Consider the following 26,381-nt stretch of genomic DNA (forward strand, 5'->3'; position numbering starts at 1 on the left):
GACCACGACGCAGCCACGTACGGTCGAGCGGTGGCAGGACACCGAGGTCGGGGCGAGTCCAGAGATGCCCAGCGACCTACGATACGGCTATGACGATCACGTATGAGTGGCGCGGCGACTTCGACAACACAGGTCTCAACGCACTTCATGCGGAGGCGTTCGGGCACGGCCCAACGCTCACCGACTGGCACACACAGGTGCATCGTCACAGCCTCGGCTGGGTCTGCGCGCGGAAGGCCGGCAGGCTGGTGGGCTTTGCCAACGTCGCCTGGGATGGTGGCGCCCATGCCTTCATCCTCGACACGATGGTCGCTCAGGACCTGCGCAAGACCGGCGTCGGAACCGAACTCGTGGCCGCAGCGGCCCGAGGAGCCCGTTCGGCGAACTGCGAGTGGCTCCACGTTGATTTCGAAGAGCACCTGCGCCCCTTCTACTTCAACGCCTGCGGCTTCAGGCCGACGGACGCAGGGCTCATTGCTCTGCGCTGAACCAACTTCGTCCCCGACCACGGACGCGGTTGGTGCGGAGAAGGATCGAGATCCGCAACGTGCGCACCGTCGACGTGGTCGTCCGCGGGTGGGTGCCCGGCCGCGGCCGGCTCGCCGGACTTCCCGGCGCAGTCCTCGTGGGTGAGCGGCAGCAGGACGGTGGCCTGCGGTACACGGACAGCGTCGGTACCGGGTGGAGCGGCAGAGAACGCACGGCCCTTGCCCGCCTGCTCCAGGCCGCCGCGACCGACACCTGCCCCTTCGACACCATGCCCGCAGTAACCGGAGCACGGTGGGCGCTGCCCCGGCTGGTCGGCGAAGTCCGCTCCGCGACCCGCACCCGGGCCGGGCTCCTACGGCATCTCTCCCGGCACCGCCTGCCCCCCGACCTCGCCCCGGACGGCATCACATGACCAGGACGAGCCCACTTCATGAGGAGCGAGGGGCCAGTCCTACCCGTTCCGCCACCCCTGTCTCGGGCCGGCAGACCGGCACGACATCTTCGTCCGCCCGCTCACGGACCCGCTGCTTCCGCTCCTCGGCGACTTCGAGATTTCGGATCCGCACGGTGGGCTGTCCCCACATCAACCAGTCCGAATCGCTCGACTTGACGGCAGTCCCAACTCGAACCAGACCACTTTGCCGGTCGAGAGCCGTGTCGCTCCCCACCGCCGGGCCAGCCGGTTCACGACGAGCAGGCCGCGGCCGCCCTCGTCCATGTCCTGGGCCCGGCGATGCCGGGGGAGTTGCGGGGTGTCGTCGCCGACCTCGTAACGCAGGATGTCGGTGCGCAGCAGCCGTAGCGTCACCGGTCGCTCCGCGTAGCGGACCGCATTGGTCACTACCTCGCTGACCAGCAGCTCCACCGAGTCGGAGAGATCGTCGAGCCCCCAGTGGCTCAGTGCCCGGCGGGCCGGCCTGCGGGCCCGCCCCGGAGCGGTCTCTTCCGGTTCGAGGTGGCAGTACGCGACATCGCTCGGCGCGATCCCGTCGAACCGAGCGGAGATGGCCACCGCGGTGAGTACGTGACCCCCCGCTACTTTGCGGCTGGAGTCTGAGCTGGGGCACCGGGGCCATGATGGACAACTCCATGCCCCGTCCGTCGGGAAGACCCAGGCAGACAGGCTCCTCGTCTACGTGAGGTCAAAGGGAGCCGGGTCGTGTCGCTCCCAGACCTGGCGAGAGGCCTCTTCTGGGTAAGGCAAGGTCTTCGACTCGATATCCAGGACGCGAGTCAGCTGTCCCTCGGGCCGGTGGGCGGGCCACCCCGGGTCGCCGGCCGTGGCGAAGCGGACCCATCCCCGCTGCAGTTCCCGGGATACTGCCGAGACCTCCGGCGTTGGGCGGTCGCCGAAGAGGTGCCGGCCGGCGGGGCTGTCCAACGTGCCGAACACCAGGGGAACGTCGAGGCTGTGGCAGGCGCCCAGGACTCCGCCGGACGCCGGAGCCGCCAGTTGCAGCTCGAAGAGAAACGACGTGCCTCCAGCCGCTTGGTTCGCCTGGGCCAACTTCAGTGAGGGCATCCGGAAGAGGGCATCGGAGTACACCAGTTCGAGCAATTCTTCAGGGGTGGCCTGTGGGTAGGCGGCACGGTAGGCGTCGGCGCCGTCTGGTGCCGGGGCGAACAGATCCAGGGCCGTGTGGGCCTCGTCCTCAGTGAAGGTGCCCAGCCGCCCCATCATGACGCTGAACAGCCGGAATTCATCGCGGGTGTGGCCGACGAGGAGCTCGATTCCGCCTGTACGGCCGCCGGCCAGCGCCCTCCAGGGCGTTTCGGTGAGCACCACGCCGTCGAGGACAGGGCACACGGCGACACCGATCTGCGAGAGCCGACCCCAACTCTTGCGGTGGCCGGGAAGGTCGACACCAAGGGCGGTGAGCTCGCCGGCCAGGCGCAAGGGGTCGATGCCGGACAGGGCTTCAGCGTCAGGTGCCGCACCGACCCGGCCCGCGAGCGTGGCGGCGACTTCTTCCGCCAGCGCGCGGGTGCACAGCGATCCCGGCACCGAGTGCACGATGGCCCTGCGGAACAACCCGTGTGCCCGCTCCATCGTCAGCAGGGCCGCGATCGACCCCGCCCCGGCGGACTGTCCCGCTACCGTGACCAGGTCAGGGTCTCCGCCGAAAGCGGCGATGTTGCGCTGCACCCATTCCAAGGCCGCGATCTGGTCGAGAAACCCGCGATTGGCCGGGGCGCCCTCGACAAGAGCGAAACCCTCGACTGCCACCCGGTAGTTGATGCTCACCACGACCAGGCCCGCGCTGGTCAGGGCCGCAGGGTCGTACATCGGATCACTGGAGGCCCCTGCGATGTAGGCACCACCGTGGATCCACACCAGCACGGGCAGCCCGGCCGTCCCCAGGGCCGGGGTGCTGACGTTGAGCGTGAGCCAGTCGTTCCCGACTGAGCTCTCGGCCGTCGGTCCCACCTGAGGAACCACGGGGCCGAACTCGGTCGCCTGCCTCGTCCCGTCCCACCCCTGGACCGGGGCAGGCGCCTGGAAGCGCAGCGGCCCGACCGGCGGCTGAGCATAGGGAATGCCACGGAACACCGCATGCTCTCCCCGCCAGCACCCTTCGACGAGGCCCTCCGCAGTCCGTGTTCTTGGTTGTTCGGACATGCCACACCCTTCCTCCACGAACGGACTCCCAGCTTTTACCGGTCAGCTGTAATATGTCAACTGTATTGAAATAGAGGAGGCCAATGATGCCCAAGCAGGTGGATCACCGCGAACGCCGCGAGACGATCGCCCGAGCGCTGTGCCGCGTAGTGGAACAACGCGGCATCGCGCACGCGAGCGTCCGCGAAGTGGCCCAGGAAGCAGGCATTTCCCACGGTGCGGTGCAGCACTACTTCGCCACCCGAGAAGAGATGTTGGTCTTCGCCATGGACTTCGCGTCCGAACAGACATCACTACGCGTCGCCGAAGGCGTCAGAGAACTCGGCAACCCACCACACCCCCGTGACATGCTCCGAGTGATGCTTACGGAGATGCTCCCTCTACATCCCGACGCACGCGCGACGAGCCGGATGAGCGCCGCCTACGTCCTGGAGGCACTGCACAGCGCGAACATCCATACACGCGCACGCGACGGGCTGACTCACGGCCGCGACCTCATCGAGCAGATCGTCCGCCAGGCAATCACCGATGGCCACATCAGCCCCGACCGCGACCCGGCGACAGAGACCAACCTGCTCCTGACACTCACTGGCTTGACCCCGCTCATCGAACTGAGCGTGATCGGGCCCCAAGAGGCCCTGACCGCCGTCGACCAGCACCTCAACCGACTGTTCATCAACAAGACCTGACCGCACCCAATCGCCGGCGGTCACGTTCTGGTACGGACGGCCGCTGAGACCGACGAAGCCCAAGAACGCCGCTCCCGGCTCGCTGAGCACTGTCAGTCGTAGGGTCAGATCCCGGCGGGAGGCGCTCACTTAATTCATCGCTGTCAGTCGTCTTCGTCGTCGGCGTCGGGGCCACAGAGTTCGCGGACGCCGGTCGGGCCGAGATCGGGTGCGCTGAAGGAGTAGGTGCCGATCACATTGATGTGCTTGCGTCCGAACGGCGACAAACCGCCAGCAAGAAGTGGCTGCTGGCGCATCCGCGCTTTCAACTGCACTTCACACCGACGAGTTCGTCCTGGCTGAACCTCGTGGAGCAGTGGTTCGCCGAGCTCACCCAGAAGGAACTCAAGCGAGGCGCCCACCGCTCCGTCCAAGCCCTCGAACGAGACATCCGCAGCTGGCTCGCCGACTGGAACAACAACCCCGGCCCCTTCGCCTGGATCAAGACCGCCGACGAGATCCTCAAATCCCTCGCCGACTACCTCGCCGAGATCAACCCATCCAGCCAGCCATCAAAGGAATAGTTACGCTCGTGATTTGCGGCGCACCACACGAGCGGCACTCGCCGGGTATGCGGGCCTTCGTCGTTGGCGGGGTCGGTCAGGCTGCCGAGATCAACGCAGTCAGGGCGAGGGCGACGCCGGCGGTGGGGGCGGCATCGGTAGCGGCACGCAGCATCTTGGCGAGGCAGATCTGGGAGAGGTGGTGTAGGCGCGGCTCAAGCGAGATGGGTCAGGAGGTGGTACGACGGGGCCGGCTACCTGGGTAGCTTCGCGGTGCGCTCCGGGTAGACGGTGCCGACATGGCGCATGGCGGTTTGTTCGGTGATGCCGAAGAGCTGAGGCGACCCCGGCGGTGTGGACACTCTGACAATGGATCTTGCAGATCCAAGGAAGGGTGTCCTGGTGGGACGGAAGTCTCCGTATCCGGCGGAGTTCAGGAATGATGCCGTCGCGCTGTACCGCGCGGCGGGTGGGAAGCGCACGTATGCGGCGGTGGCGGCGGATGTTGGGGTGACCGGCGAGACGCTGCGCAGTTGGGTGCGCCAGGCCGATGAGCAGGCGGGCCGCGGCAACCGCGATGAGCCGGTTGCCGAGGGCAGGGATGAGGAACTGGCCCGGCTGCGGGCGGAGAACGGCCGGCTACGCAGGGCGGAGAAGGAGTGGGAACTCGAGCGGGAGATCCTGCGGCGAGCGGCCCAGTATTTCGCGAAGGAGATGAGGGCATGACCCTCCGCTGGGGCTTCATCTCCGACAACCGGGCCGACTTCGGCGTGCAGCGGATATGCCGGGTGCTTCAGGTCTCGCGCTCGGGCTTCTACCGGTGGATCGCCGGCGCGAAGGCCCGCGAGGTGCGGCAGGCCGCCGACGAGGCTATGGCCGCGGAGATCCGCGAGATCCACACCGACCACAAGGGAACGTACGGAGTGCGGCGTGTCCATGCTGAGCTGCGGGGCTTGGGACACGCAGTGAACCGCAAGCGCGTCGAGCGGCTCATGCGCAAGCACGGCCTGGAGGGCCTCCATCTGCGGCGCCGTAAACGCACCACGGTCCCGGACCGCCTCGCACCGCCTGTCCCGGACCTCGTCCAACGTGACTTCTCCGCCGGGCAGCTGGACGAGAAGTGGTGCGGTGACATCACGTATGTGCAGGTCGGCGGGTCGTGGCTGTATCTCGCCTGCGTCCTGGACATCTACTCACGCCGGGTGCTCGGCTACTCGATGGCCAACCATATGCGGGCCGGGCTGGTCATCGACGCCCTCAAGATGGCGGTGGCGGCCCGCGGCGGCCACGTGGACGGCGTGATCTTTCATGCGGACAGGGGCTCGCAGTACACCGCTGCCGCATTCGCGCAGGTCTGCGACGGTTTCGGAATCCGCAGGAGCATGGGCCGGGTCGGCTCGAGTTACGACAACGCCCTCACCGAGTCGTTCTGGCAGGGCCTCAAGAGGGAGACGATGCACCAGAGGCTGTTCTCGACAATGCGTCAAGCGAGGCTGGAGATCTTCCAGTGGCTGAGCTACTACAACGCCCGCAGACGCCACAGCGCCCTCAATTACCTCTCACCGGTGGAGTTCGAACAGCAGCATCTGCGAGCAGCTAATCTCTCAATCGCGGCATGAGCCCCTGTGTCCACACTCCGGGGGACGCCTCAGAGCCTCATGAGCTTGAGCGGATCGCCGGTGGCGAAGGCTTCGTCGAGGATGCGGTCTTGGCGCAGCCTGTCGAGGGTCGGTCCCTTGGGCAGGACCTGGCGCAGGGTGCCCCTGTGCACGGCTGGGTGACCGGGTCGAGTAAGGTTTTCCGGCTGACCAGCAGGTGGGGGTTGACGGAGGCGGGCCAGCGCTGGTGACGGTAGGCCAGCCAGCCAGCCAGCCAGCCAGCCAGCCAGCCAGCCAGCCAGCCAGCCAGCCAGCCAGCCAGCCAGCGACGACGCCTGGGGTGTCTAGCGTGAACGTGCAGGTCGGGGCGATTGTCACGCGGTAGACCCCGACATGGATGCGCAATACGCCAACGCTGTCGAACGCGCCTTTGGGGCGCGGTTCGTCGGTGAGGTGATCGACGGCGGTGAACACCTGTTGCCCCTGGCGGGGACGTCCTTGGCTAGGGCCTGTTGTCGAAGTGGATCTTGGTCGCGAATGATCACGTCCTGTGGGGCGTGGTGATCTGACGAACGGCAAGTGGGTCCGGCTGGAGCCGTTGCTGCCGAAGGGCATCAAGCCGGGCCGACCGCTGGTGTGGACGTGGCGGCAGCTGATAGACGGCATATGGTGGCGGACCGGACCGGTGCGCCGTGGCGTGATGTGCCGGAGCGGTACGGGTCGTGGGACCGGGTCTACGACCTGTTCCGGCACTGGCAGCGTGATGGCACGTGGGCGCGGATCGTCACCCGGCTTCAGGCCCAGGCCGACGCGAGACTGCACTGGTCCCACTGGCCCAGGCAAGCACAACACCGAGCACGCATCAGCCACTACAAACGACGAGGCCACAGCCCCTGAACTGCCCCACCATCACACCAAGCACGGTTGCAGTACTAACCGCTCGGCCTGGGGGAGGGCGGCCTGCCCGTCCTGTAGGCCACAGAGGCGAGCCTGACGCTGCTGCACCCGGGGATGTGACCGGGAGGGCATCAGTGCGCGAACGCGCTGTGTCCGCAACGGAACAGCGGTTCGGAGGTGTCGAACGGGACGTCCTCGCGGGAGTCCTCGACGGCCCGCATGGAGGAGGGGAGGTCGAAGGGGAGGGTGCCTTCCGCGGTCGTGCGGCCGAAGGCCACGTCGAGGACGATGTCGTCGTCGGCGCCGAAGCTGCCGAGGAGCAGTGTCGCTCCGGTGGCGAGCCCGGTGAGGACCGCGGGCCGGTCGAGGTGCACGTCGATCACGGTGGGGACGGTCGCGGACAGCGCCTGCAGCCGGGCCAGTTCGGCGGCGGGGAACTCGAGGGACCCGGCGTGGAAATGCTGCTCCAGGAATCCGTCTCGCTTCTCGTACGGGGCGGTCAGACGCAGTACCGCGAGGTCGGCGTCCTCCGGGCGGTCGACGAGACGGCCGTATCGGGCGGCGACTTCGGGGGCGATGTTCTCCACGTAGAGGGCCGGTGTTTCGGGCAGCGCCGTCGGTGTCTTCGCACGGTCGGTGAGCTGGACGAGGGAACGCAGCTGGACCCGGCGGCCCAGGCGACGGGTCTCGGCCGCGCCGACCAGGGCGCTTGCCGCGTCGGTGTCGACATAGGGGTCGTCGAAGAGGCCGAGGCGGAACTTGTCGCGCAGAATGCGGCGTACGGAGGTGTCGATGCGTTCCTCGCTGACGGCGCCGGAGCGGACGGCGTCGACGATCCAGTCGGGGCGGGTCTCGCCGCCGAGCTGGTCGACGCCGGCGTCGAGCTGCATGAGGACCTGCTCGGGGAGGGAAAGGTGCTCGACTCCCCAGTTGCGGGGCGGGAGCCGGACGATTCCGGGGATCTCCATGCCAGTAAGGGAGTTGAAGTCGGTGCACACCACGCCGTCGAAGCCGTAGCGGCCGCGGAGAAGCCCGGTGATGACCTCGTGGTTGAAGTTCGCGGCGACCTCGGGCAGGCCGCTGCCGGTGGGGATCGAATAGCAGGGCATGACCTGAGCGGTGCCGGCGGCGAAGGCCGCTTCCCAGGGCTTGAGGTGGTATTCGAGGTTGTCGCCGGGGAAGGCCTGGTACTTGCCGTAGGCGAAGTGGGAGTCCTCCCCGCCCGCCTGCGGGCCGTGGCCGGGGAAGTGCTTGGTCATGCAGGCCACGCTGTCCGGCCCCAGGGTGTCGCCCTGCATGCCGCGGATGTAGGCGGCGAGCATCCGCGCGGCACGGTCGGCGTCCTCGCCGAAGGTGCCGCTGATACGGGCCCAGCGCGGCTCGGTCGCCAGGTCGGCCATCGGGTGGATGGCCACGCGGATTCCGACGGAACGCAGTTCCCCGGCGGCGGCCGCGGCGAATTTCTCGACGAGCGTGGGGTCGTCGGTCGCGGCCAGGCCGATCGGTTCGGGGCCGGGGCTGAATCCGCCGTCGGTGTGGGCGGTCATGGGGTTGGCGGTGAATCCGTGGCGGGGGTCGGAGGAGAGGGTCACCGGGATGCCCAGGCGGGTGGCGGCGGCGAGGTCCTGGACGTGGTTGTTCCACGCGGCCATGGCGCCTGCGGAGGGGACCTGGATCATTGCGAAGTGGGTGATGTGCCGTTCGGCGATGAGGTCGGCACCGGACGGCATGAAGCCGTTGTCGCCGGCGGCCATCCGGCCGTGGCACATCTGACCGGCCTTCTCCTCGAGCGTCATCCGGCCGAGGAGGTCGTCGACGCGGTCGTCGACGGGGAGGCGGGGGTCTTCGTACGGCTCCATGGTGCCGTTGTGATTGAGGTCGCGAAACGGTGTGCCGTCGTGGTGGTGGAGGCGGGAGGTCACGGTCGTGCCTTTCGTCGGATGCCGGGGGATGCCGGGGGATGCCGGGGGATGCGGTGGTGGCAGGGTGTCAGTCGCGGGCGAGGCGGGGGTGCCGGATCAGCGGGGTCAGGGCCACGGCCGCGAGTGCCGCGAGAGCCCCGCCGAGGTAGAGGGCGAAGTAGTTCTTGCCGTCGGTCGCCGGTCCGATCGGGTCCGTGCCGAGGTCCAGGAGGAGCGGGGCGAGCAGGGGGGCGATGGACTGCGGCAGGGATTTGGCGATGTTGAATACGCCGAGCCAGCGGGCGGCGTCGGTGCTGGTGGGCATGACGCGCAGGACCAGGGCCATGTCGACGGCGTAGAAGGCGCCGAGGCCGATGGCGGCGACGGCGGTGGAGAGGTAGATCGGCCACACGGACGCGGACAGCATCTTGATGACCATGGCGGTGGCCATCAGCAGGCCGGAGGCGACGACGAAGGCCCGGTAGGCGCCGGTGCGGGAGGCCAGCTTCCCGAACGCCGCCGCGGCGACGACGTTGCCGACGACGGAGAACATGCCGGTGACCGAGACGAGGGCGGCGGCCTCGGCCGTCGACATCTCCAGGCGGGACATCAGGTAGTAGAGGCCGAACGTGCCGATCAGGGCGTTGGCGCCCTGGAGCAGGAAGCGCTGCAGCCAGACCGCGGTGAAGGCCGGGGAGGTGCGGGGGTCGAACAGCAGGCTGGTGAAGACCGAGCGCAGGCTCACCGGGCGCCGCTCCTCGGCGGGGACGGCCTTCTCGCCGCGCAGCAGGGTCCAGGACACGGCGGCGCCTGCGGCACCGGCGATGCCGGGGATCAGCAGCAGGGCCGCCGTGTTGTCGGGTATGAGGCCGACGAGGAAGAAGGCGGGGAAGACGGAGGCGAACTGGGCGGCTCCGAACAGTCCGGACACGGTGGCCTGTTGCGTGGCCGGCACCCGGTCGGCGATTACCGCGGCGAGGGCGGCGAGGGCCGCGTTGTACGCGGCCTGGGCGAGGACCCAGCCCAGCATCAGCTGGGCGGCCGAGCTTGCCGTGGCCATCACCACGGTGGCCGGCAGCCCCGCGGCGAGACCGCCGAGGATCCACGGCCTGCGTCTGCCGAAGCGTCCGACGGTGCGGTCCGACAGGTGGCCGAAGACCGGGTTGAGGACGAACGCGGCGACGGCCCCTGCCGCCATGACGGTGCCCAGCACGCTCTCCTTGGCGTCCGGTGCGATCTCGTTGACCTTCAGGCTGAGGGAGGCGACCAGAGGCATGGCGAACCCGATCCCGATGAGGAGCTCGGTGAAGACCAGCCCGGCGATGACCCGGCGTGGAGCAGGGACCTCGCCTTGGGGAAGGCGGTCGGGGGGCAGGGGTTCGGGGGCGGGGGTCTTGCGCAGGATGTCGGTCATGAGAGGGGTTCTCCTGTCGGGCGGAGGGCGACGGGGGAGTGGGGGAGTGGGGGAGTGGGAGAGTGGGCAGGTCAGGGAGCCGCAGAGGCGGTCGTGGGCAGGGCAGCCTTGGCGCGGAAACGGTCGATGACCGCAGGCTCGGCCCCGCAGCTCAACAGGAAGCCCTCGGCGCTGCCGTGACGGGCCCGCATTGTCTTCAGGAAGACCTCGATCGCCTCCCGCGGGGCCTGGAGCAGTGGTGCGGGAACGACCGGCCGTCCCGCCGTTCCGTGCCCCTCGTCGCCGCCCGCGCCGTCGGCCGTACCGGCGTTCAGCGCGATGCGATGCCGAGTGGAGAGCGCGGCGAGGATCTCCGGGAGCGCCATGGCCGTACGGACGTAGTCGTCGGCGATCCCGTCGTCGGACACTCCGGCGAGTTCCAGCAGCAGTGCCACCAGGAAACCGGTGCGGTCCTTCCCCGCGGCGCAGTGCACGAGTGCCGCGCCCGGTCCGGCGGCGGCCCGGACCGTGTCGGCGACGGCCGTGGGGGCGGACTCGGCAAGGTCGGCGTAGAACCGGCCCAGGTCGGCGGAGGTCCGCAGGGAGGCGATGTCCGGGCCGGCGACGGCGCCCGTGCCGTCCGGAACGATGGGCGCCCGGACGACGCTGATGCCCGCCTCTTCGGCGGCCGCCCACTCGTCGTCGCGCTCGTCGGGGCTGCGCAGGTCCACGACGACGCGGATGCCGTGGGTGAGCAGCTCCCCGATGGTGCCGGCGTCGGCGACGGGATCGGGCTGGGCGGAGCGGAACAGGATCCCCGTGCGGATGCGATCGCCCCGGAGGTCGGCGACGGAGGCGGGGTCGCGGAAGTTCAGCAGCGGCATGGGAGCCTTCCTGAGTCGGTCACTTCACAGAACAAGTAAGACATCTAGATGTCTACATGCCTGCTGTGGGGTTCTGTGTAGAACTCAGTGGTCGGTCCGCTGAACCTTGGATGAACGGGCGCTCCGCCGGGCCGCCTTCGTGTGTGATCGAGCAGGTCGTCGCCGTGGCGACCTCATAGGCGTCCGGGTCCTGACCCAGAGCGCCGGCGTCGTCCTGGAATACGACTGGCGGGCCTTCAGCGCCATCGGAGCCGACATCGGCGACGCCGACCTGCTCGGCGTCCCCGCGGGCACCCCGCTCCTGGTCCGCGAAGGCGTGAGCTGCGCCCCCGGCGGGCAGCCCGTGCTGTTTGTGCGACGCCGCATCAACGGCGAACGCGCCCGCTTCGTCCTCAACTTCCGCCCGGACGGGGAAGGCTGAGGAACCAAGCGGGCTGCCCGGACATTCTGCGGGGCTCAGGCCAAGGCCGGCGGGCAGCGGGTGCCGTACGCCGATTCGATGGTGCGGGTGGCGGTGCGGGCGAAGTCCTCGCGGTGGTGCGGGGGCGATGAGCCGGACAGCGAGGGGCGGGCCGTCCGGGCGATGCCGGTGGGGATGCTGATGGCGGGGTGGCCTGTGTTGTTGAACCGCTGTGCAAGAGATCGGAAGAGCCCGCTCGCATACCGCCGTGGCCACGTCAGGGCCGTCGGCCGGCCAAGCGGTGGTGGGCGTGGTCGGCATCGGCAGCAGGTTGTACCGGTCGTAGAGCGCGGCCGCCCAGCGGTCGAGCCGTGCGCGGTGCGCCCAGTAGGCGGCGAAGTCGGCCCGAGCGCAGGTCGGGTTCCTCGTCAAGCAACACCACGGCTCCGACAAAGCGGTCGCTGGACTCCTGGGATGGCTGCAAACCCGGCTCCATCGGGTCGCGTCCTCGCAGATACAGGTTGCGCGCGTGTCTGACGACTGCGCTCAACGGCGAGCACTGGCCGGGACACACCCGCCCTGTGCCACGGGCACGGCAGGTACCTGCCGTGCTCCTGCCAGACCCGGTACCGAGGTACGGAGAACGACTGCACAGACCTCGAGCGGGACGCGATCCGCGTCTACGTCCGCCGGGGCGGCAGATGTGTGATTGCTGCCCGTCACGAGGGAGTGCTCAGGGCCTTCGCGGCTGTATCCGAAGAAACGCCACAGTCTGAGACAGGAACAGGAAGAAGAAGAGGAAGAGGCCCGGCCGGGCTTCGCAGGCCTTTGGGCCGGGTCCTCCACCGAATGCCGCTGGAAGGCCGTATCCACAGGTGCATCGCAGGATCCTGCGGTCATGGCCTTCCCCGAAGCACAGCAGCAGAGTCACGTCCCGCTGCCGTACGCGGCCCGGCTGTTCGACGCGCAGGCCGTCGGCGCTACCAAGCAGCAACTGCAAAAATCGACGCCGAAGGACTCCAGAAGATGTACTTGAGGGACCGCGGCCGTTCCGTGCCCCCGGCCTCCTGGTGGAGCTCACCGAAATCGACTGCCCCGAGATTGGCCTATTATCGCCGCACAGCACCGCGGGCCGCTGAACCTCCGTGAGCCGAAGCACGATAGCTGTCACATAGGCAGGCTTGTTGTCACCGGGGAGGCCGCGGCCCGTTGTCGATCGCTGTGGCCGGCTGCTCGGCGTGAGATCCCCGGGCGTCGCCTACAGCGACCACGACCTGGTCGTCTTCCTCGAAAAGGCCGACGTCACCGACGCGCATACAGAATCTCTCGCTGAGTTCACCGTCGGCTCCCGGCCTGCGGCGATCGATGAGGGTCGGTGCGTACGTGCGCACGCATTCCTTGCAGGCCGAACAGGATGAGAAGCTCAACCACGCCGCCGTCGGCGCTGCCCAGCCAGTGGGGCAGGGACGTGTCGAACTCGGCTGCCTCACCGGGCGGCAGTGTCAGGTCGTGCTCGCCGATCACGAGCCGCAGGCGTCCGTTGAGCACTTAGAGCCATTCGAAGCCTTCGTGGGTCTGCGGGGTCGGTTCGAGTGGTTCCTGCTGGGCGGGGGTGATCATCTTGAACGCGTGCACACCGCCCGGTCGCCGGGACAGGGGCACGAACGTCATCCCAAACCGCCTGATCGGCTTGAGGTGTATCCAGGGGTCGCCAGTGCGCGGGGCACGAGGTCGTCCAACGGAACGTCATAGGTACGGGCCAGCGGCAGCAGCAGTTCCAGGCTCGTCCGGCGCTGCCCGCTCTCCAGCCGGGACAGAGTGCTCTCCGACACGCCGGTCGTCGCCGCGAGGGCGGCGAGGGTGATGCCGCGGTCACGACGCAGCGCACGAAGCCGCGGCCCCACCGCGTCAAGCACGTCGTCGTCCGTCTTGCGATCCATCAGGCCATCTTGTCGTAACCGCAAGATTTCGTGCCAGGTCGTGGGGTGCCTGGCAAGACTGGGTGCATACCGACACAAGGAGTCTTGATGAGCACCACTGATGCGGTCGCGTTCTGGGACGGCCTCTACGCGGCCCGACCGGCAGCCGGCAGCCGGCAACCCGCAGCCGAATGCCCGCCTCACCGAGGCGGTGACGGGCCTGTCGCCCGGTGACGCGTTGGACCTCGGATGCGGCGACGGCGGCGACGCGCTGTGGCTCGCCCGCCTGGGGTGGCAGGTCACCGCCGCCGACATCTCGGCCGTGGCGGTCGAGCGGCTTGCCGCCCTCGCCCGGTCACAGGGCCTGGGTGACCGCGTCACCACCGTGCGGGCCGACTTGCACAAGTCTTTCCCGCCCAGCGGATTCGACCTGGTCTGCGCCCACTACCTGCACACCCCCTTTGACCTGGACCGGGCAACCGTCCTGCGCTCGGCCGCGCACGCACTGCGCCTGGGCGGGCGGCTGCTGGTCGTCGGCCACGGCTCGGCCGCGCCGTGGTCGTGGAACCAGGATCCCGACATCCGCTACCCGAGCCCGCGGGAAGTTGTCGCGGGTATCGACCTGGCACCGGAGACATGGACGGTCGAGCGGGCCGACGCACCCCGCCGGATCGTAGCCGGGCCAGACGGGCCCGAGCATCGCGGCGGATCACCCGAGAGTCTCGTATCACGGCCTGGACCGGGTCAGGCACCTCGGTGCGCACACCGGATCGCCCCCGACTTGAGCGGCGGCGAACTTGATCATCTCTGCGGTCACTATGCCCGCGTGTGGACCAGTCGGGGCCGCTGCCCCGCCATACGATCAACGGTGTAGTTGCGACGTCGATATCCTCCAGACCCGCGCGGCGTCTTCTTTTCTGTTGACGGAAAGGCTGCTGAACGAGCACTTGTGACAAGCCGGGTGCCTCGTTTGTGGCAACCAGGCTGCTTCGACCACTCCCATTCGCCGGCTCATCCGGCCTGCCGGTGACAACTCCTGAGCTTCGGCTCACTCCACCAGATCCGGTCCGTAAATGCTGCGAAGCTGCCGTGCTTCGAAAGACCGCCCGTAGATCAGCCGGCCGTCTCGGTGCCCTTCTGCGCAGCTGACTCGGCGGCGTGAATGCCGTCGTCCAGGACGATGCGGACGGTGCGCTGTCCCGTTCCGCTAGTGACGGTGTCGAGTTCCGTGGCAATCCGGCTGTAGGCGGTGGCGGCCAGTGCCCAGTCGGCAGTAAGCGGGTCCGCCTGATCGCGCGTTTCCCAAAGGGCGATGAGCAGGGCAATCAAGGAACGGCCGGAGAGGGCTGCTTGTACACGTCCGTCCTTGATGTCATCCACGGAGGGTGGGGTACGGAAGTGGGTCTGGTTGGAGCTCAGCCCGGTGAGGTACTCCCAGGTGTCGCGGTGGCAGACGAGCTCGGCGAGGGCAACTCCGGCCGCCTTCATCAGCCGTGCTCCGTGCAGGACTTCCGGCGAGGGAGCCGGGGCGGTTGCCTCTTCGTGCTGCCGTCCCTGCTGAGGGATGGCCGACAGAGGATGGCGCGTCGTTGCCGTTTCTTGGTAGACATCTTCTGACGCCGCCTTCAGCGCAGCACCATCCAACGCCTCACTGCGGTCACCTTCGACGCGACCCGTACTGCCCGTGCGGTCCTGGCCGTCGGCGGCGTTCTGGTTCATGAGCTCCTCTTCGGGACTGTCACTGGCCGATGGTCGAGTCCTGCTCTCCGGCTGCTGCTCTTCGCCGCCCGTCGCCGGAGGCTCTCCCGTTTCGGGGGAGGGCTGCTCTGCGGGAAGGGCCATCAACAAGGACTGCAGCCCTTGGGAGAGCTCCAGACGCAGGGCACCGATGTCGGCGCGGGTGTCGGCGAGGTCGGTGAGCATCCGTTCCTGCCTGCGGCGTAGTTCTCGGTTCTCCTCGCGGAGCCCGGTTGTTCCGGCCTGGACGGTTTCCAGCGTCTTGTGGCCCTGCTGACGCAGGGCCGGCAGACCGCTGGCTTCATGCTGAAGCTGAGCACCGATCCCATGGAGTATCAGCCCAACCTTCTCGAACTCTTGTTTCCACCGCATGTATCCACCTGATCACTTTCCGCTGATAGCTGCGGGAGCCTCCCCATCCGACGGTCCGGTAATGCGATCGTTTTCAGCCCTCCATGCAAGGGCTACTCAGGGCATCTGTGGACAGAAGATGGCGGTTTCAATTCCTGGTTGGCGGATGGCCCTCTGTCCGGCGCGATCCTGCGCGCGGCCCTCACATGAGAAGGGTGTCCCCCCTGCAGGGGACGGACACCTTCGTCGGCCAGCGTGGGCCCTTGCAGGCATTTGTCACTGACCATGCCCCCGCCGCAGGTCTCCCCGTTCCACAGGTTCTATGGGTTCGGGTCTCACCGGCTGGCGTCGAGGTCCAGAGTTGGGCAGAGGACTGGTGACGGAAGCGTCGCCAGAACCGCGTGGCGGTGGCAATACAGCTACCGGTCAAGACCCCCGAGTGTCAGAGGCATGCGCTTGGATGTGCGCGTGACCGTTTATGACGTCGCTCGGCGTCTGCCCGAGATAGCCGCCCTTCGAGATCACTGCCGTTCCATGGCGATGCTGGAGGCGGTGCTGAGTCCCGACTCGGCAGACCGCTGCTACTCCTTCGATGCCCATTGGTCCGAGCAGGCGTCGATGGCCTCGATGCGTAGCGGGTCGGGCGACGAGTACTCGATCGTTTTCTCGGCCGCGGGCGCCTATGTTCGTGGGTTCGATCACGAATCATCCATGAGCCCCTATGCAGAGGACGGGCCATGGCCCGGCGTGCTCGACGATGTTCCTGAGGTCTTCCGTTCGTATGTTGAGGAGCCCGCGTTCTCGGACGAGGACGGGATGCCCGTCATCACTGCGTGCATATGGCGGGAGACGGGGGACGATGCCTGGAAGACGGGGACGATCGACTTCCCCGAGGAGACCGCGGGAGATCCGGACGGCGCCGGATACTTGTTCCATCTGCTGATGGACCGCTCGGCGGAAGCGTTTCAGCGGTGGGCTGAGGACTACTACGAGGTCCCGGTCGCCTTGGAGGCCGTTCGGCACGTATTTTCCTCACGCCCGTTGACCGAAGGCGTGGTCGGCGCGTTGAGCGCCGAGGTCACGCTTGCCAGCCTTGAGGGGTGCATCGCGGAGATCGGCTATCCACTGGGCTGAGACCCTCAGCAGGAGCCGATGGTCTCGTTTCGGGCGGCGCTTCGTTCGTCGAGGGCGACGATCGCGTCGCGTATCTCTCCACCAGAGGCCGCTTCACGAAGTACACGTCCAACTTCCCACCCCGGAAACGTCATCCCGAAAACGTTTCGGCCGTGATCTGCCATGTTCAGGGTCTCGTCCGTACAGCGACGACGTACTGACCGGTCTGCGACACGTGCTGCGGCAGAGATGTGGATGAGGGCGTCACCGCGTGCGGAACGCGGCCGCAGCCGTCACTCGGTCGAGAGTCCGGACGGGGCACTGGGCAGTTACCGGGCTGGGCTGCCTGAGGAACCGTCCTGACCCCGATTCGTTACCGCGAGGGCTCCGAGCAGTGGCTCCGCCTCTTCGAGGTCGGGAAGAACGAGTGGGGCGCCGGTCTCGCAGAGGTGTGCGGCGGTGGAGCGGCCGGTGCTGACTGCCAGGACGCGCACCCGGTTTGCGAAGCCGGCAGCGACATCGGCGGTTGTGTCTCCGACCAGCAGGACATCGTCTGCGGTCAGGGGATGCCCAGATGGCGGCTGGTCCGCTGCATCGCGATGCGTACCGGCTCGGCGCGTTCCTTGTGGTCTTCGGCGTAGCCGCCGAACGGGAACCGGATGCGGGTGTCGAGGCCGAACACGGCGAGTTTGGTCTCGGCGACCGACCGGACGTTGCCGGTGACAACGGGCAGCGCCACATCTCCAACGGTCTGCGTCACATCTCCGAGCGCGGCGGCCGCTGACAGAGCGTTCGCAGCGCCGGGCAGGGCTTGGCCGTGCTCGCGAAGCTCGTCGGCGCGGAGCCTGCTGTTCGGCGGAAAGCCGGCAACGACCTTCACGAAATGTGTGCCAGAAACTGAACTGCTCTAGAGACGCTGCTCCTCGACGTGTACAGAGCCAGCTGGCTGCGTCGATCCTTGGGAACAGCTTTTCTTGATGGGTTCCGGAGTCAGTTGGCGATCAGCCGTTCGTGAATGTCGAGCAGAAATGGCTGCATTGCCGTGGGGCCGGCGTGAAAAAGGGAAGGCAGGAGCCAACTGGCCGTCGGTAAGATGTTCGCGCTCAACATCCGATGGGAAAGGACCCGACGACCGTGGCTCGTGCCATCACTCTGATCCGCTCCGCCTCCCTGTCCGACATCGCCGAGTACGCCTACGCGGCCACGGCGCCCGCCGAGTCACGCCTGATCTTCCTCGCTGGGGCGTGTCCGCTGAACGATGACGGCTCCACAGCAGCGATCGGGGATTACGCGGGCCAGGCAGCGAAAGCCATGGAGAATATGCAGACTGCTCTATCTGCCTCAGGCGCGTCACTGCAGGACGTCATCAGTACCCGGGTCCTCGTCGCATCGGCCCGGCAGGAGGACCTGGTGGCTGCCTGGCAGGTGGTCCGGGACTTGTTCGCTGACCATGACGTCCCCAGCACCTTGATGGGCGTCACCGTGCTCGGCTACAACGACCAACTCGTCGAGATCGAGGCCGTCGCCGCCGTGCTCGATTCTTGAGACCTCTTCCAAGGACACCGCGAACGCGGAACGGCCGGCCGTCTGCAAGGACAGCCGGCCGTCGAGGAACACAGGCTGCGGTCAGCGCTCTCCGAGTCGCGCGGGCGGGTACGGATAGCGTTCCGCTCCACGAGCACCGCGCATCTGCCTCCCGCCGAGTACTACGCCTCCCTGCCCAAACACATCGCTGGAGCAGGAGCGATCATCCACGACGTCGCCGGCCGCATCCTCCTGGTCCAGCCGTCCTACCGCGACGACACCTGGGAGATCCCCGGCGGCGGACTGGACATGGGAGAGAACCCGCGGCAGGCAGTCCAGCGTGAAATCAAGGAGGAGCTCGGTTTCGACCTGACGCCGGGCCGGCTGCTGGTCGTCGACTGGGTGCCGGAGCAGCCCGACGGCCGACCCCCATTGGTCAACTTCCTCTTCGACGGCGGCCTGATCACCAAGAACGAAGCGCAGACACGCAGCCGTAGCCAATGGGTGGGTCGGGTACTTCGACGCGTTCACCGACCTCCTGGAGGACTGGGGGCGCGTTCTGACCGAGGCCACCCGGCGGGGCTGGGGCGTCGTGGGGCTGAGCGAGTAACGCAGGACCGGGCGCCTCGCATGACGGCGGCAGCCCCACCGGGGCTGCGCACACGCCCCCGTCATAGCTGTGTTCATGAGTTTCAGTTCTGGCCCGACTTCTGGATGAACGTGAATCAGGAGGAGCCATCCAGTAGTGCCCCCATCCACAGCCCGGGGCTCGATCTCGTTCCACGGGCGCTACGCGGCCCACTCCGGCCCCAGGACGGCCAGAGCGGCACGCTGCGGTTCGCTCAGCCTGTGCCGTCTTGTTTTGGTGTGGGAGATCCACACTCCCCGCCTCACGCTGTGCTCCTGGCCCTGGAGGACAAACCGTCCGATGTGGGAGCGCTCCATGACGTGTGCCGTCGCGTGCGACGTACTGACGCAGGACTGTGACTCCCCGCTCGAATGCCCCCGAGTTGCCGCCGGCCATCGCGGGGGTCTCTTGCGGTGCTGCGGGAAGCGGCCGGATACCGAGTCGTTCCAGGCGTCCGCCCTGCTCGGGCATGAGGTTGTGCCACACGGTGTGGTCGCGCCGGCGCCGGAGTCATTTGCCGGCGTCGTAGTTTTTGCCCGGCTGAGTGATGGCGGTGGTCCTACCGGTGCCCGCCGAGCCGGAGACGATCAGCCCGCGACGGGCCGAGTGCTGGTCGCCGATGGTCAGGATGGGTTCGCGTCCGGTGGTGGTGGCGTGGTGGTGGTCGGTGTCGAGGTGGTCACCAGCTGGCGCATGCTGGGATTCGGCCGGGTGCCGGGTGAGGCGAGTGAGAAACCGCCGGGTCCGGTGAGATCGGACGAGCGGTACTGGTCGATGCGGGTGCTCAAACTCTGGTGGGACGAACAATGATCTGTGAAACCGCGCTGAGACTGGCCAGACTTCATTGAGACCGGAGAGTTGGGAGCACGCTCCCGAACCGATCACCAGTCCTACTGCGCTGTCACGCTGCTTCTGTCCCGCGTCCCTTCTGCTGGTGTCACGTTGCCCGGCCCGGCCCCCGGACTGCCGGACCGGGGTGGGTGCGGCGAACCGAGCCCCGGTGTCCGGGCTGCGGCGATTCCGTAGTAACACACGCCAGGTCACATCCAGGGAGCCCTGGATGAGCGGGCAGTCGGCTGCCGCGCCTGTATCCGACCGTGAGGCCCTCGGCGACCACGCGGCCGTAGCCGTCCGTGCGTAGGCGGCCGACCAGCGCGCCAAGGTCGGCGTCCTCGCCTCCGTGCTGGAGGGCATCGCCGTCCACGGCTGCTCCACGGCCGAGACCGGAGTGCTGTGGGGAAACGTCCGCGACGCTCATCTGGAACACCTCGCCGGTGAGCCGCCTCGTGTCGCCTGACCACGTACCGCGCCGTGCCCGCCCCGTCCTGGTCGAGCCTGCCCTGGCCCAACTTTCAAAGCTGACCGCGGGCGAAATGCACCGCCTGGACCGCGCGATCGTCGCGATCGGTGCCGACCCCGGTTTGGCACCGAGGGATGCCGACCGGGCGGGTTCATTCCGTGTAGCGACTCGGCCTTGTCGCCGCCCGCCGGAAGTGGATTCCTCAGCATCGCGACCGCGAGCTCCTCTCCTGGAGTACCCGGGTCATCGCATCCACCACCGGGTGCGGTACGAAGTCCGGTGTGAACGATCAGACTCAGCCCGCGACTGTTCGCGTGTTCATTGCGCTCGCCCCGCCCGATCACGCGAAAGAAGAACTGGCCCGGGAGTTGCGCCCGGCCTGTGACACACACCCTCACATGCGGTGGAACCGCATCGAGGACTGGCACATCACCCTGGCGTTCCTCGGGGAGTTGCCGGCCGAGACAGTTCCGCTCCTGCGCCCGCCTCTCGCCAACCTCGCGGCGGGCCACCAGCCATTCTGTCTGGCGCTGCGCGGCAGCGGAGACTTCGACGACCGGGTGCTGTGGAGCGGAATCGACGGAGACCTCGATGAGCTGCACAGGCTCGCGGCCGATGTGCGTTCTGCCGTCAAGAACTGCGGTGTCGCCTTCGCGGATCGACCCCTGCGTCCCCATCTGACGTTGGCCCGTGCCCGCCGAGGGGATCGAGCTTCGGCAGGAGAAATCGCCGAGAGGATCGCCGGATTCGCCGGGTGTCAGTGGCCTGCCGAACGTCTGCACCTGGTCGGCAGCAACGTCGGCCGTAGCCGAGGACCGATCCACTACCGCGACATCGAGGCTTGGGCCCTTGGCAACGGGAACTCCACTGGATCTTGAACAAACCGACGGCGGCCTGGGGAGGCGTGATCACCTCGATGTCTCCCGCAGAGCTCGCGCGTCAAGCGCTGGGCGGATCACGGCTCTGTGTTTCCTCCCGCACTTGTGAGGCAGCCTTCATGCTCCCGGACGAGCCACCTGTCCGTCCTCGCCCGCGCCCCGTTTCGTGTCTTGCGTGAGTACGCCGTGCTCAGGGGCCGGTGAGAATGCCGTGGCCGCCGATCCAGGGCCACACGATGTGAGGGATGCCGGCCAAGAGGATGCGGCCTGGGGTGGCAACACGCGGCCGGTGACTTTGTCCTCACCACTGTTGGGCGAGGACGGCGGTCGGGTTGTCTTGCGGGGTCGGCTGAGCTTCACGGGCGATGGCGGGGCCGTGCTGGAAGTGGCCGGCACTCACATCCTGCTGGACGAGAAGGATGCCCAGGCCGCCACCGCAGCGCTGGTGCGCCGGGGCAAGGTCTTTGAGCCGGTGGGCGCGATCGTCATCCCGGCCCAGCGCGACGGCGTGCTGTTCACCGTTGGCGGCCGGGACGGCCGCCCGGCTCGATCGCGATCGATCGCAGCCAGCCAGTCGGCCCGGTACTTGACCGGCGGTGCCGCTCGGACAGGCCCGGCACTTGCTCGACAAACGTCCAGCGGGAACAGCTCTTCCGGTCGCAGAAGTACCGGCGCACCCGTAGCCGTACCACGACCTGACGGGAGCCCAACGGCCGCTCATCCAGGGCGCGCTGGTAGGAGCTGTGTACGCGTCAATGCCTGCTTCCCGCAGTCTGGCCACCGGCCCGGCTGGCCGGTGGTTACCGCCTCCATCACCAGGACATCGGAGGAGTCGCTGACGCGTTCCACGCGCACGTCGATCCCGGGATACAGCACAGCCTCGACCAACTCGCTCGCCACAGCAGCAAACACCCTGTCGAATCGATCCCCCGTTCCCAAGGCTGGCCTGGGGATTCACGGAACAGCGGCCAGTGCCATTTTCAAGGAGTCCCATCACCACTGGCTGAGCGAGTTCGCGACGTCAGTTTGTTCTGATGTCACCAGGGGGCTTGAGGCGTTCGCCTTTCGCCCGTGTGACCGCCTGCGGGTTGTCCGTCCTGGCCGCCGTCCGTGGGCCATACGGGTCATCGAGTGCCGCCGTTCGATGCATGCGGCGGTTGGGGCCGATGCGGCTGCCTTTCGGCTGGGACAGGCTCCTTGCGGGCGTACCGGCAGTTACGTCCCAGCCCGAAGAGGAACCCAGTGTCGTGTGGTTCCGAACCCCTTGCCCGGCGTTCACCTGGGTGGTTGCAGGAAGGACTCTCGACATGTCTGATCCCGTTGTCCTCATCACGGGCGCGCTCACCGGTATCGGCCGCGCCACCGCCTTGGCTTACGCCCGTCAAGGCGCGAGCCTCGTGGTCTCCGGCCGCCACGAGGACGTGGGCGAACAGCTTGCCGGAGAACTCTCCGACCTCGGTGCCCGGGCCGAGTTCGTGCGTGCCGACGTCCGCTTCGACGCCGAGGTGAAGGACCTCGTCGACCGCGCGGTGGCACGGTTCGGGCGGATCGATGTCGCCTTCAACAACGCCGGCACCGAGGGAACACCCGGCCCTGTCACCGAGGTGACCGACGAGGCTTACCAGGCCACCTTCGACACCAACGTGAAGGGAACGCTGCTGTGCCTGAAGCACGAGTTCCGCGTCATGAGGGAACAGAGCGGCGGCAGCATCGTCAACGTCAGCTCCAGCTTCGGCCTGATGGGTTATCCCGGGGCGACCTTGTACGTCGGGAGCAAGCACGCCGTCGTCGGCATTACCAAGGCGGCCGCACTCGAAGGCGCCGCTCACGGTATCCGGGTCAACGCGGTCGCGCCCGGTTTCACCCGGACCGCTATGTACGAGCGGTTCACCGGCGACGATACGGCTCGTGCCGCGGTCGATTCGGTGCTGCCCATGCACCGGGCGGGTACCCCGGAGGAGATCGCCGAGGCCGTCCAGTTCCTGGGTTCGGACAAGGCGAGCTACATCACCGGGCACATCCTCCTGGCCGACGGCGGCCTCATGGCGGGCGGACCCCTGTTCCCGAGCTCGTGAACCGCGAGGTCGGCACAGGCCGGGTCGGCCTCGGCGGCGCAGTGCCCGCTTGAGGAATGTTCCGGTTCTCCGGGAACTCTCACGAAGTAGCCGGCGTCTCCAGTGATCATGAGGGAACGCATTGAAGCACTGAGTGGTACCGGGGTGGCCCTGGCCGGTGGATTCGTCGGGCTGCTGGGATGGGCCGCGGATGCCGAACTCCGGGCGCGCGCCGGATTCGAAGCAGGACCGGACTGGAGCGTGCTGTACGCGGAGCTTCCACTGACCGTTCTCACCGGAGTGGTAGCCGCTTTGTCGGCCTGGTTGCTGCCCCGGCGATGGATGATCGAGCCGTCCGTTGCCGGTTACGCAGGCCGGGTCGCGCTCGTCGCCATAGTACTGGCCGGATTCTGGCTGGCCGTCCAGGGCTGGTACGCAGGACTGCCCGAGTCAGTGCCGGACCACAAGCCCTAGAACGGTGGAATGCCATCACCCGAGATCGGCGCAGGCGGGCATTCACTTTCGTGCAGATGGCTCTCCAGCCGCTGATACACCCGCCGCGCACTGAGCGGTCCCCCGTACGCTCCCCGCCGTAGACTTGTCAGGGAGCTTGAGCTTTGCCGGACGTCCAATTCAGGCGGGCCCGCGAGATTGATCTCGCCAGGGCGGCGGGATTGGAGTTTCGCAGGGCTCCAGCCATTGTGGGCTCTCTCCAATGAGCGGAACCCTCTGCTTCGCTTTGTGAGCGGTGGACTCCCCTCAGGAAGGACGTGGGCCGGATGAGCCACCTTGTGAGCCAGGTGTCCATCAGTGACATCACGCTGGCAGCTTCGGCTGTGCGCTGGATTTTCCCCGTCTGTATAGCAGTGGTCGTAGTCGCTGTTCTGCTTGGCCTCGTCTGGTGGGACGCGCGCCGTCGGTCTCGGGCACGACAGCAGGGGCCACGGGCCGAACGTTCCTCCCGAAGCGGCGAAAACTTGAGGGCTGCAGATGATTTCGGGGAAGGTCTCAGCCCATATGAGATCAACCGGCCCTCTTCGCCAAGGGACGTACCCAAGGATGACAATGGTGGGGCTTTTGGCAGTGGAGGACCCGGCGGCTGACGGGGCGGCGACATCGGTGGCAATGGACGCCAGTCTTCCCGTTGCACAGCCGGTGGACCTCCAGGCGGAAGCTCACCAGGCCTGAGTTGATGGTGGCCTGAACCCTGAAACGCCGCGGCCACCGTAGCGGCAACCGCCCCCACCCTGCGCACACTGCTCATGGGCGCATGGTCCCCGCGAACCTGGGACGAGGGGAACACGCGCAGGACTCCTCGCGGCCGCCAGTCCGCGTCGGCACAGCTGACCACCCGGACCGCGCAGGGGTGACTGATGCGCGGCCGCCGCGAGCATCCAGCTCTGCTGCCCGGCATCGCCAAAGCGCGGATCGTCGGCGACGACCAGGCCGTGCACGCCGTCCTCGACGCGCTGCGCGCAACGTGCACGGTGACCGAGCCCGCGCTGTACCCGGGGGCCGGGCCTGTGTCGACGTCGACGCCACGCGGCCGCCGGCGCCCGAGCAGGGACACGGAGGACCGTCGGACATGACATGGCCCCACCGGAGCGGGGGCCATCGTCGAACAACTCGCCGGTCGGTGTCGGATCCGGATCCAGAAGACCAGCGTCCGAGGCGGAGCGCCGTGCGGCCACCGAGCAGCGGCTGCACGAGGACGTGACGTCGAGGGCGTGGGCTCGCGGGCATGGGCGGGAGCAGGTCCGCGCCCGGCAGGCCGCCGCCGCGTGGCCATCAGTAGTTGACTGCTTCGACGATGAGTAGCGGCGTCAGATGGCCGCGAGCCGCGGAAGGAGATTCACCGCGCTGTAGACATCTTCCGTGAGCGAGCGATCCTCAAGATCTGCGGGCAGCCGTTCCGCGGCCAGCTCGTACGCTGCCCTTGCGGGAACGTCGGGCAGCTCCGCGGCGTCCATGCGCAGCGCGCGTACGGCGACCACGAGTATGCAGGCGAGCACCTGCCGGAATGCCTCCACCGTGGTCTCGGCCAGCCGGGCTGCGTGTGATGCGAAGCCTGCGTGGTCCTCCAGCCCGCGGGAGACGACGGCGCTGGCGAGGGTGGCCGGCCTGGCCGCCTCGTGCATCCGCGCAAGCGCGTCGTGGGCGACGTAGTCAAGGATCATGACTCCGGAGCTGCCCGTCTGCGCCTCTGCCAGGTACAGCGGTAGCTCGGTCATGGCCGGTTCGGCAAGGTGGCGCAGCAGCGTGGCGGACAGGGCGGCCACGTGGTGGACCGTGGCGCGGACCTGGTCGAGTGCGGTGGCCACTTACGCGGTGTGGAAGTGTCCGTGGTGGAAGACCGTCTGTTCGTCGGTGTCGACGAGGGGGTTCTCCGCGCGGGCGTTGATCTCGACGTTCAGGACGCGTTCCAGGTGGTCCAGGCTCTCCAAGGCAGGGCCCTGGACCTGGGGGAACGCGCGCAGTCCGTACGGGTCCTGGATGCGGCGGCCGGGCGCGGGCCGCGTGTCCAGGGCGAGGAGCCTGCGTATCTCGGCCGCACAGTGCACCTGTCCCGGATGGGCGCGGGCCCGGTGCACGGTTGCCGCATACGCCTCCGCGTTGCCGCCGAGCGCGGGGAAGGACAGGGCTGTCACCGCATGGTTGGCACGCAGCAGCTGCCGCAGCTCGGAGCCGGCGTGCACCGATCCGGCCAGGGTGACCGCGCTGCTGCTCATGAAGGCAAGCGCGTCACCGGTGCTCAGGTTCACGGGCGGCGCGTCGCCCTGCGCCCACGGGCGTTCTCCAGCCAGGTGAGGGCGATCTCGGCCAGTGCCGTGAGGTCGGCCGAGCCCAGGGTGCCGTACTGGTGCACCACGGGCAATACGCCGCGGCGCAGCGCTCCTTCCAGGGCCTCCAGGACACGGGGGTGCACCCCGGACCCGCCTGCCGCGAGCTGGTTCAGGCGGATGGCCAGGGCCGCCCGCACCCGCCCGGGCGAGTGGAGGGGGCCGACCCCCGCGGCATGGCTGCGCAGCAGGCGCAGTCCATGGCCGCGGGCGTCGGCCTCGTCGACCTTCTCGTGGCGCTTGGAGCCCACGCCCGTGGTACGGCCGTACACGGGCTGCAGCGTGGCGGTGTGCTCGGCGAGCTGCCACGCCTCCTGCGCGCGCTTGCGCGCCTTGTCATCGAGGCGCACCGCCGCATCGCCGCGAGCGATCCGCTCGATGTCGGCGCAGCACAGTGTGCGTCCGTCGATGAGGACAGTGTCGGTGTGCCGGACGTGGGCGTCGGTGTGTGGCAATGCCATTACCTCCTCGGATCGGTTGTATCTAACTTGATCTTTAACCTGTGCGGCGTGGACGTGGGGTCGTTGGCTTCTTCGTTCGTCGCTTTGGAGGGTCCGTTTTGCTGGCCGTGTGCACGTCGTGGCGTGGGGTTGGCCGGGTGTTCTTGCGGCCGGGTGGCCGGCC

23 protein-coding genes and 6 pseudogenes are annotated in these 26,381 nt (G+C 68.0%); 17 read left to right on the forward strand and 12 right to left on the reverse strand.

Going from position 1 to position 26,381, the window contains the following annotated elements:
- The first annotated feature begins 89 nt into the window (after nt 1–89).
- Complete coding sequence (locus tag ACIOMQ_RS36330; RefSeq protein WP_362211643.1) at nt 90–488, forward strand: GNAT family N-acetyltransferase; 399 nt, start codon at nt 90–92, stop codon at nt 486–488.
- A 35-nt stretch (nt 489–523) separates the two neighbouring features.
- Nucleotides 524–901 (forward strand): annotated as a pseudogene (locus ACIOMQ_RS36335) (ATP-dependent DNA ligase); the annotation flags it as partial.
- A 171-nt stretch (nt 902–1,072) separates the two neighbouring features.
- On the opposite strand, the pseudogene ACIOMQ_RS36340 reads toward ACIOMQ_RS36335, so the two are convergent.
- Both ACIOMQ_RS36340 and ACIOMQ_RS36345 read right to left on the reverse strand, forming a co-directional pair.
- Nucleotides 1,073–1,495 (reverse strand): annotated as a pseudogene (locus tag ACIOMQ_RS36340) (ATP-binding protein); the annotation flags it as partial.
- Between the two features lie 126 nt (nt 1,496–1,621).
- A complete protein-coding gene (locus ACIOMQ_RS36345; protein WP_402192023.1) occupies nt 1,622–3,109 on the reverse strand; it encodes a carboxylesterase/lipase family protein in 1,488 nt (495 codons plus the stop codon).
- 83 nt (nt 3,110–3,192) lie between these two features.
- Between ACIOMQ_RS36345 and ACIOMQ_RS36350 the strand changes: the two genes are divergently transcribed.
- From ACIOMQ_RS36350 to ACIOMQ_RS36360, 3 genes and pseudogenes are all read left to right on the forward strand, one after another.
- Nucleotides 3,193–3,798 (forward strand): TetR/AcrR family transcriptional regulator, encoded by a 606-nt coding sequence (locus ACIOMQ_RS36350; RefSeq protein ID WP_402192025.1) that lies wholly within the window; start codon nt 3,193–3,195, stop codon nt 3,796–3,798.
- A gap of 269 nt (nt 3,799–4,067) precedes the next feature.
- A pseudogene (locus ACIOMQ_RS36355) lies at nt 4,068–4,361 on the forward strand (IS630 family transposase); the annotation flags it as partial.
- 381 nt (nt 4,362–4,742) lie between these two features.
- Nucleotides 4,743–5,959 (forward strand): IS3 family transposase gene (locus tag ACIOMQ_RS36360; protein WP_401938260.1). Its coding sequence is split into 2 segments (ribosomal slippage): nt 4,743–4,995 and nt 4,995–5,959, totalling 1,218 coding nucleotides; the frame shifts between segments, so codons are not numbered across the junction.
- A gap of 29 nt (nt 5,960–5,988) precedes the next feature.
- On the opposite strand, the gene ACIOMQ_RS36365 is transcribed toward ACIOMQ_RS36360, so the two are convergent.
- Nucleotides 5,989–6,111, reverse strand: coding sequence for a hypothetical protein (locus tag ACIOMQ_RS36365; protein WP_402192027.1), 123 nt, complete (start codon nt 6,109–6,111; stop codon nt 5,989–5,991).
- 493 nt (nt 6,112–6,604) lie between these two features.
- Between ACIOMQ_RS36365 and ACIOMQ_RS36370 the strand changes: the two genes are divergently transcribed.
- Nucleotides 6,605–6,835 carry a transposase gene (locus tag ACIOMQ_RS36370; RefSeq protein WP_402192030.1) on the forward strand — a complete coding sequence of 77 codons (231 nt, stop codon included), beginning with the start codon at nt 6,605–6,607 and terminating at the stop codon, nt 6,833–6,835.
- Between the two features lie 131 nt (nt 6,836–6,966).
- On the opposite strand, the gene ACIOMQ_RS36375 is transcribed toward ACIOMQ_RS36370, so the two are convergent.
- The 3 genes from ACIOMQ_RS36375 to ACIOMQ_RS36385 form a co-directional block, all read right to left on the reverse strand.
- A complete protein-coding gene (locus ACIOMQ_RS36375) occupies nt 6,967–8,757 on the reverse strand; it encodes a glycoside hydrolase family 3 protein (protein WP_402192032.1) in 1,791 nt (596 codons plus the stop codon).
- A 67-nt stretch (nt 8,758–8,824) separates the two neighbouring features.
- Nucleotides 8,825–10,150 (reverse strand): MFS transporter, encoded by a 1,326-nt coding sequence (locus ACIOMQ_RS36380; protein ID WP_362211663.1) that lies wholly within the window; start codon nt 10,148–10,150, stop codon nt 8,825–8,827.
- 71 nt (nt 10,151–10,221) lie between these two features.
- Entirely contained in the window at nt 10,222–11,013 is a 792-nt protein-coding gene (locus ACIOMQ_RS36385; RefSeq protein ID WP_362211666.1) for a tyrosine-protein phosphatase, read from the reverse strand.
- A gap of 139 nt (nt 11,014–11,152) precedes the next feature.
- On the opposite strand from ACIOMQ_RS36385, the gene ACIOMQ_RS36390 reads away from it, so the two are divergent.
- Both ACIOMQ_RS36390 and ACIOMQ_RS36395 read left to right on the forward strand, forming a co-directional pair.
- Nucleotides 11,153–11,434, forward strand: coding sequence for a UTRA domain-containing protein (locus ACIOMQ_RS36390; RefSeq protein WP_362211669.1), 282 nt, complete (start codon nt 11,153–11,155; stop codon nt 11,432–11,434).
- 877 nt (nt 11,435–12,311) lie between these two features.
- A complete protein-coding gene (locus ACIOMQ_RS36395; RefSeq protein ID WP_401271222.1) occupies nt 12,312–12,449 on the forward strand; it encodes a hypothetical protein in 138 nt (45 codons plus the stop codon).
- Nucleotides 12,450–12,748: 299 nt separating this feature from the next.
- On the opposite strand, the pseudogene ACIOMQ_RS36400 reads toward ACIOMQ_RS36395, so the two are convergent.
- A pseudogene (locus ACIOMQ_RS36400) lies at nt 12,749–13,353 on the reverse strand (helix-turn-helix domain-containing protein).
- Nucleotides 13,354–13,440: 87 nt separating this feature from the next.
- Here ACIOMQ_RS36400 and ACIOMQ_RS36405 point away from each other — a divergent pair.
- A pseudogene (locus ACIOMQ_RS36405) lies at nt 13,441–14,023 on the forward strand (class I SAM-dependent methyltransferase); the annotation flags it as partial.
- Nucleotides 14,024–14,445: 422 nt separating this feature from the next.
- Here ACIOMQ_RS36405 and ACIOMQ_RS36410 read toward each other — a convergent pair.
- Nucleotides 14,446–15,255, reverse strand: a complete 810-nt coding sequence (locus ACIOMQ_RS36410; RefSeq protein ID WP_402192034.1) for a hypothetical protein — start codon at nt 15,253–15,255, stop codon at nt 14,446–14,448.
- A gap of 633 nt (nt 15,256–15,888) precedes the next feature.
- Between ACIOMQ_RS36410 and ACIOMQ_RS36415 the strand changes: the two genes are divergently transcribed.
- Nucleotides 15,889–16,554 carry a hypothetical protein gene (locus tag ACIOMQ_RS36415; protein WP_402192037.1) on the forward strand — a complete coding sequence of 222 codons (666 nt, stop codon included), beginning with the start codon at nt 15,889–15,891 and terminating at the stop codon, nt 16,552–16,554.
- 308 nt (nt 16,555–16,862) lie between these two features.
- Here ACIOMQ_RS36415 and ACIOMQ_RS36420 read toward each other — a convergent pair whose 3' ends face one another.
- Both ACIOMQ_RS36420 and ACIOMQ_RS36425 read right to left on the reverse strand, forming a co-directional pair.
- Entirely contained in the window at nt 16,863–17,096 is a 234-nt protein-coding gene (locus ACIOMQ_RS36420; RefSeq protein WP_401759848.1) for an HAD family hydrolase, read from the reverse strand.
- A complete protein-coding gene (locus ACIOMQ_RS36425) occupies nt 17,093–17,272 on the reverse strand; it encodes a hypothetical protein (protein ID WP_402128937.1) in 180 nt (59 codons plus the stop codon). The genes ACIOMQ_RS36420 and ACIOMQ_RS36425 overlap by 4 nt, the downstream gene beginning before the upstream one ends.
- A 395-nt stretch (nt 17,273–17,667) precedes the next feature.
- Here ACIOMQ_RS36425 and ACIOMQ_RS36430 point away from each other — a divergent pair, with 395 nt between their 5' ends.
- The 7 genes from ACIOMQ_RS36430 to ACIOMQ_RS36460 all read left to right on the forward strand — a co-directional run bounded on the left by ACIOMQ_RS36430 (nt 17,668) and on the right by ACIOMQ_RS36460 (nt 24,506).
- A complete protein-coding gene (locus ACIOMQ_RS36430) occupies nt 17,668–18,078 on the forward strand; it encodes a Rid family hydrolase (protein WP_362211684.1) in 411 nt (136 codons plus the stop codon).
- A gap of 231 nt (nt 18,079–18,309) precedes the next feature.
- On the forward strand, nt 18,310–19,044 hold the full coding sequence (locus ACIOMQ_RS36435; RefSeq protein ID WP_401271239.1) for an NUDIX domain-containing protein: 735 nt from the start codon (nt 18,310–18,312) through the stop codon (nt 19,042–19,044).
- A 247-nt stretch (nt 19,045–19,291) separates the two neighbouring features.
- Complete coding sequence (locus ACIOMQ_RS36440) at nt 19,292–19,495, forward strand: hypothetical protein (protein WP_401759839.1); 204 nt, start codon at nt 19,292–19,294, stop codon at nt 19,493–19,495.
- A 771-nt stretch (nt 19,496–20,266) separates the two neighbouring features.
- Nucleotides 20,267–20,863 carry an RNA 2',3'-cyclic phosphodiesterase gene (gene thpR / locus ACIOMQ_RS36445; RefSeq protein WP_362211691.1) on the forward strand — a complete coding sequence of 199 codons (597 nt, stop codon included), beginning with the start codon at nt 20,267–20,269 and terminating at the stop codon, nt 20,861–20,863.
- A 1,307-nt stretch (nt 20,864–22,170) separates the two neighbouring features.
- Nucleotides 22,171–22,938, forward strand: coding sequence for an SDR family NAD(P)-dependent oxidoreductase (locus tag ACIOMQ_RS36450; RefSeq protein WP_402192039.1), 768 nt, complete (start codon nt 22,171–22,173; stop codon nt 22,936–22,938).
- A gap of 108 nt (nt 22,939–23,046) precedes the next feature.
- Nucleotides 23,047–23,391, forward strand: coding sequence for a hypothetical protein (locus ACIOMQ_RS36455; RefSeq protein ID WP_402192041.1), 345 nt, complete (start codon nt 23,047–23,049; stop codon nt 23,389–23,391).
- Between the two features lie 899 nt (nt 23,392–24,290).
- Nucleotides 24,291–24,506: a hypothetical protein gene (locus ACIOMQ_RS36460; RefSeq protein ID WP_402192044.1), complete on the forward strand. Its 216-nt coding sequence runs from the start codon at nt 24,291–24,293 to the stop codon at nt 24,504–24,506.
- A gap of 234 nt (nt 24,507–24,740) precedes the next feature.
- Here ACIOMQ_RS36460 and ACIOMQ_RS36465 read toward each other — a convergent pair.
- A pseudogene (locus ACIOMQ_RS36465) lies at nt 24,741–25,679 on the reverse strand (aromatic amino acid lyase).
- Nucleotides 25,676–26,218 (reverse strand): aromatic amino acid lyase, encoded by a 543-nt coding sequence (locus ACIOMQ_RS36470; RefSeq protein WP_402192046.1) that lies wholly within the window; start codon nt 26,216–26,218, stop codon nt 25,676–25,678. Before ACIOMQ_RS36470 ends, ACIOMQ_RS36465 begins: the two are co-directional and overlap by 4 nt.
- Nucleotides 26,219–26,381 lie beyond the last annotated feature (163 nt).

This window comes from Streptomyces sp. NPDC087845 (assembly GCF_044742755.1).
In the GTDB taxonomy this organism is placed as follows: Bacteria; Actinomycetota; Actinomycetes; order Streptomycetales; family Streptomycetaceae; genus Streptomyces.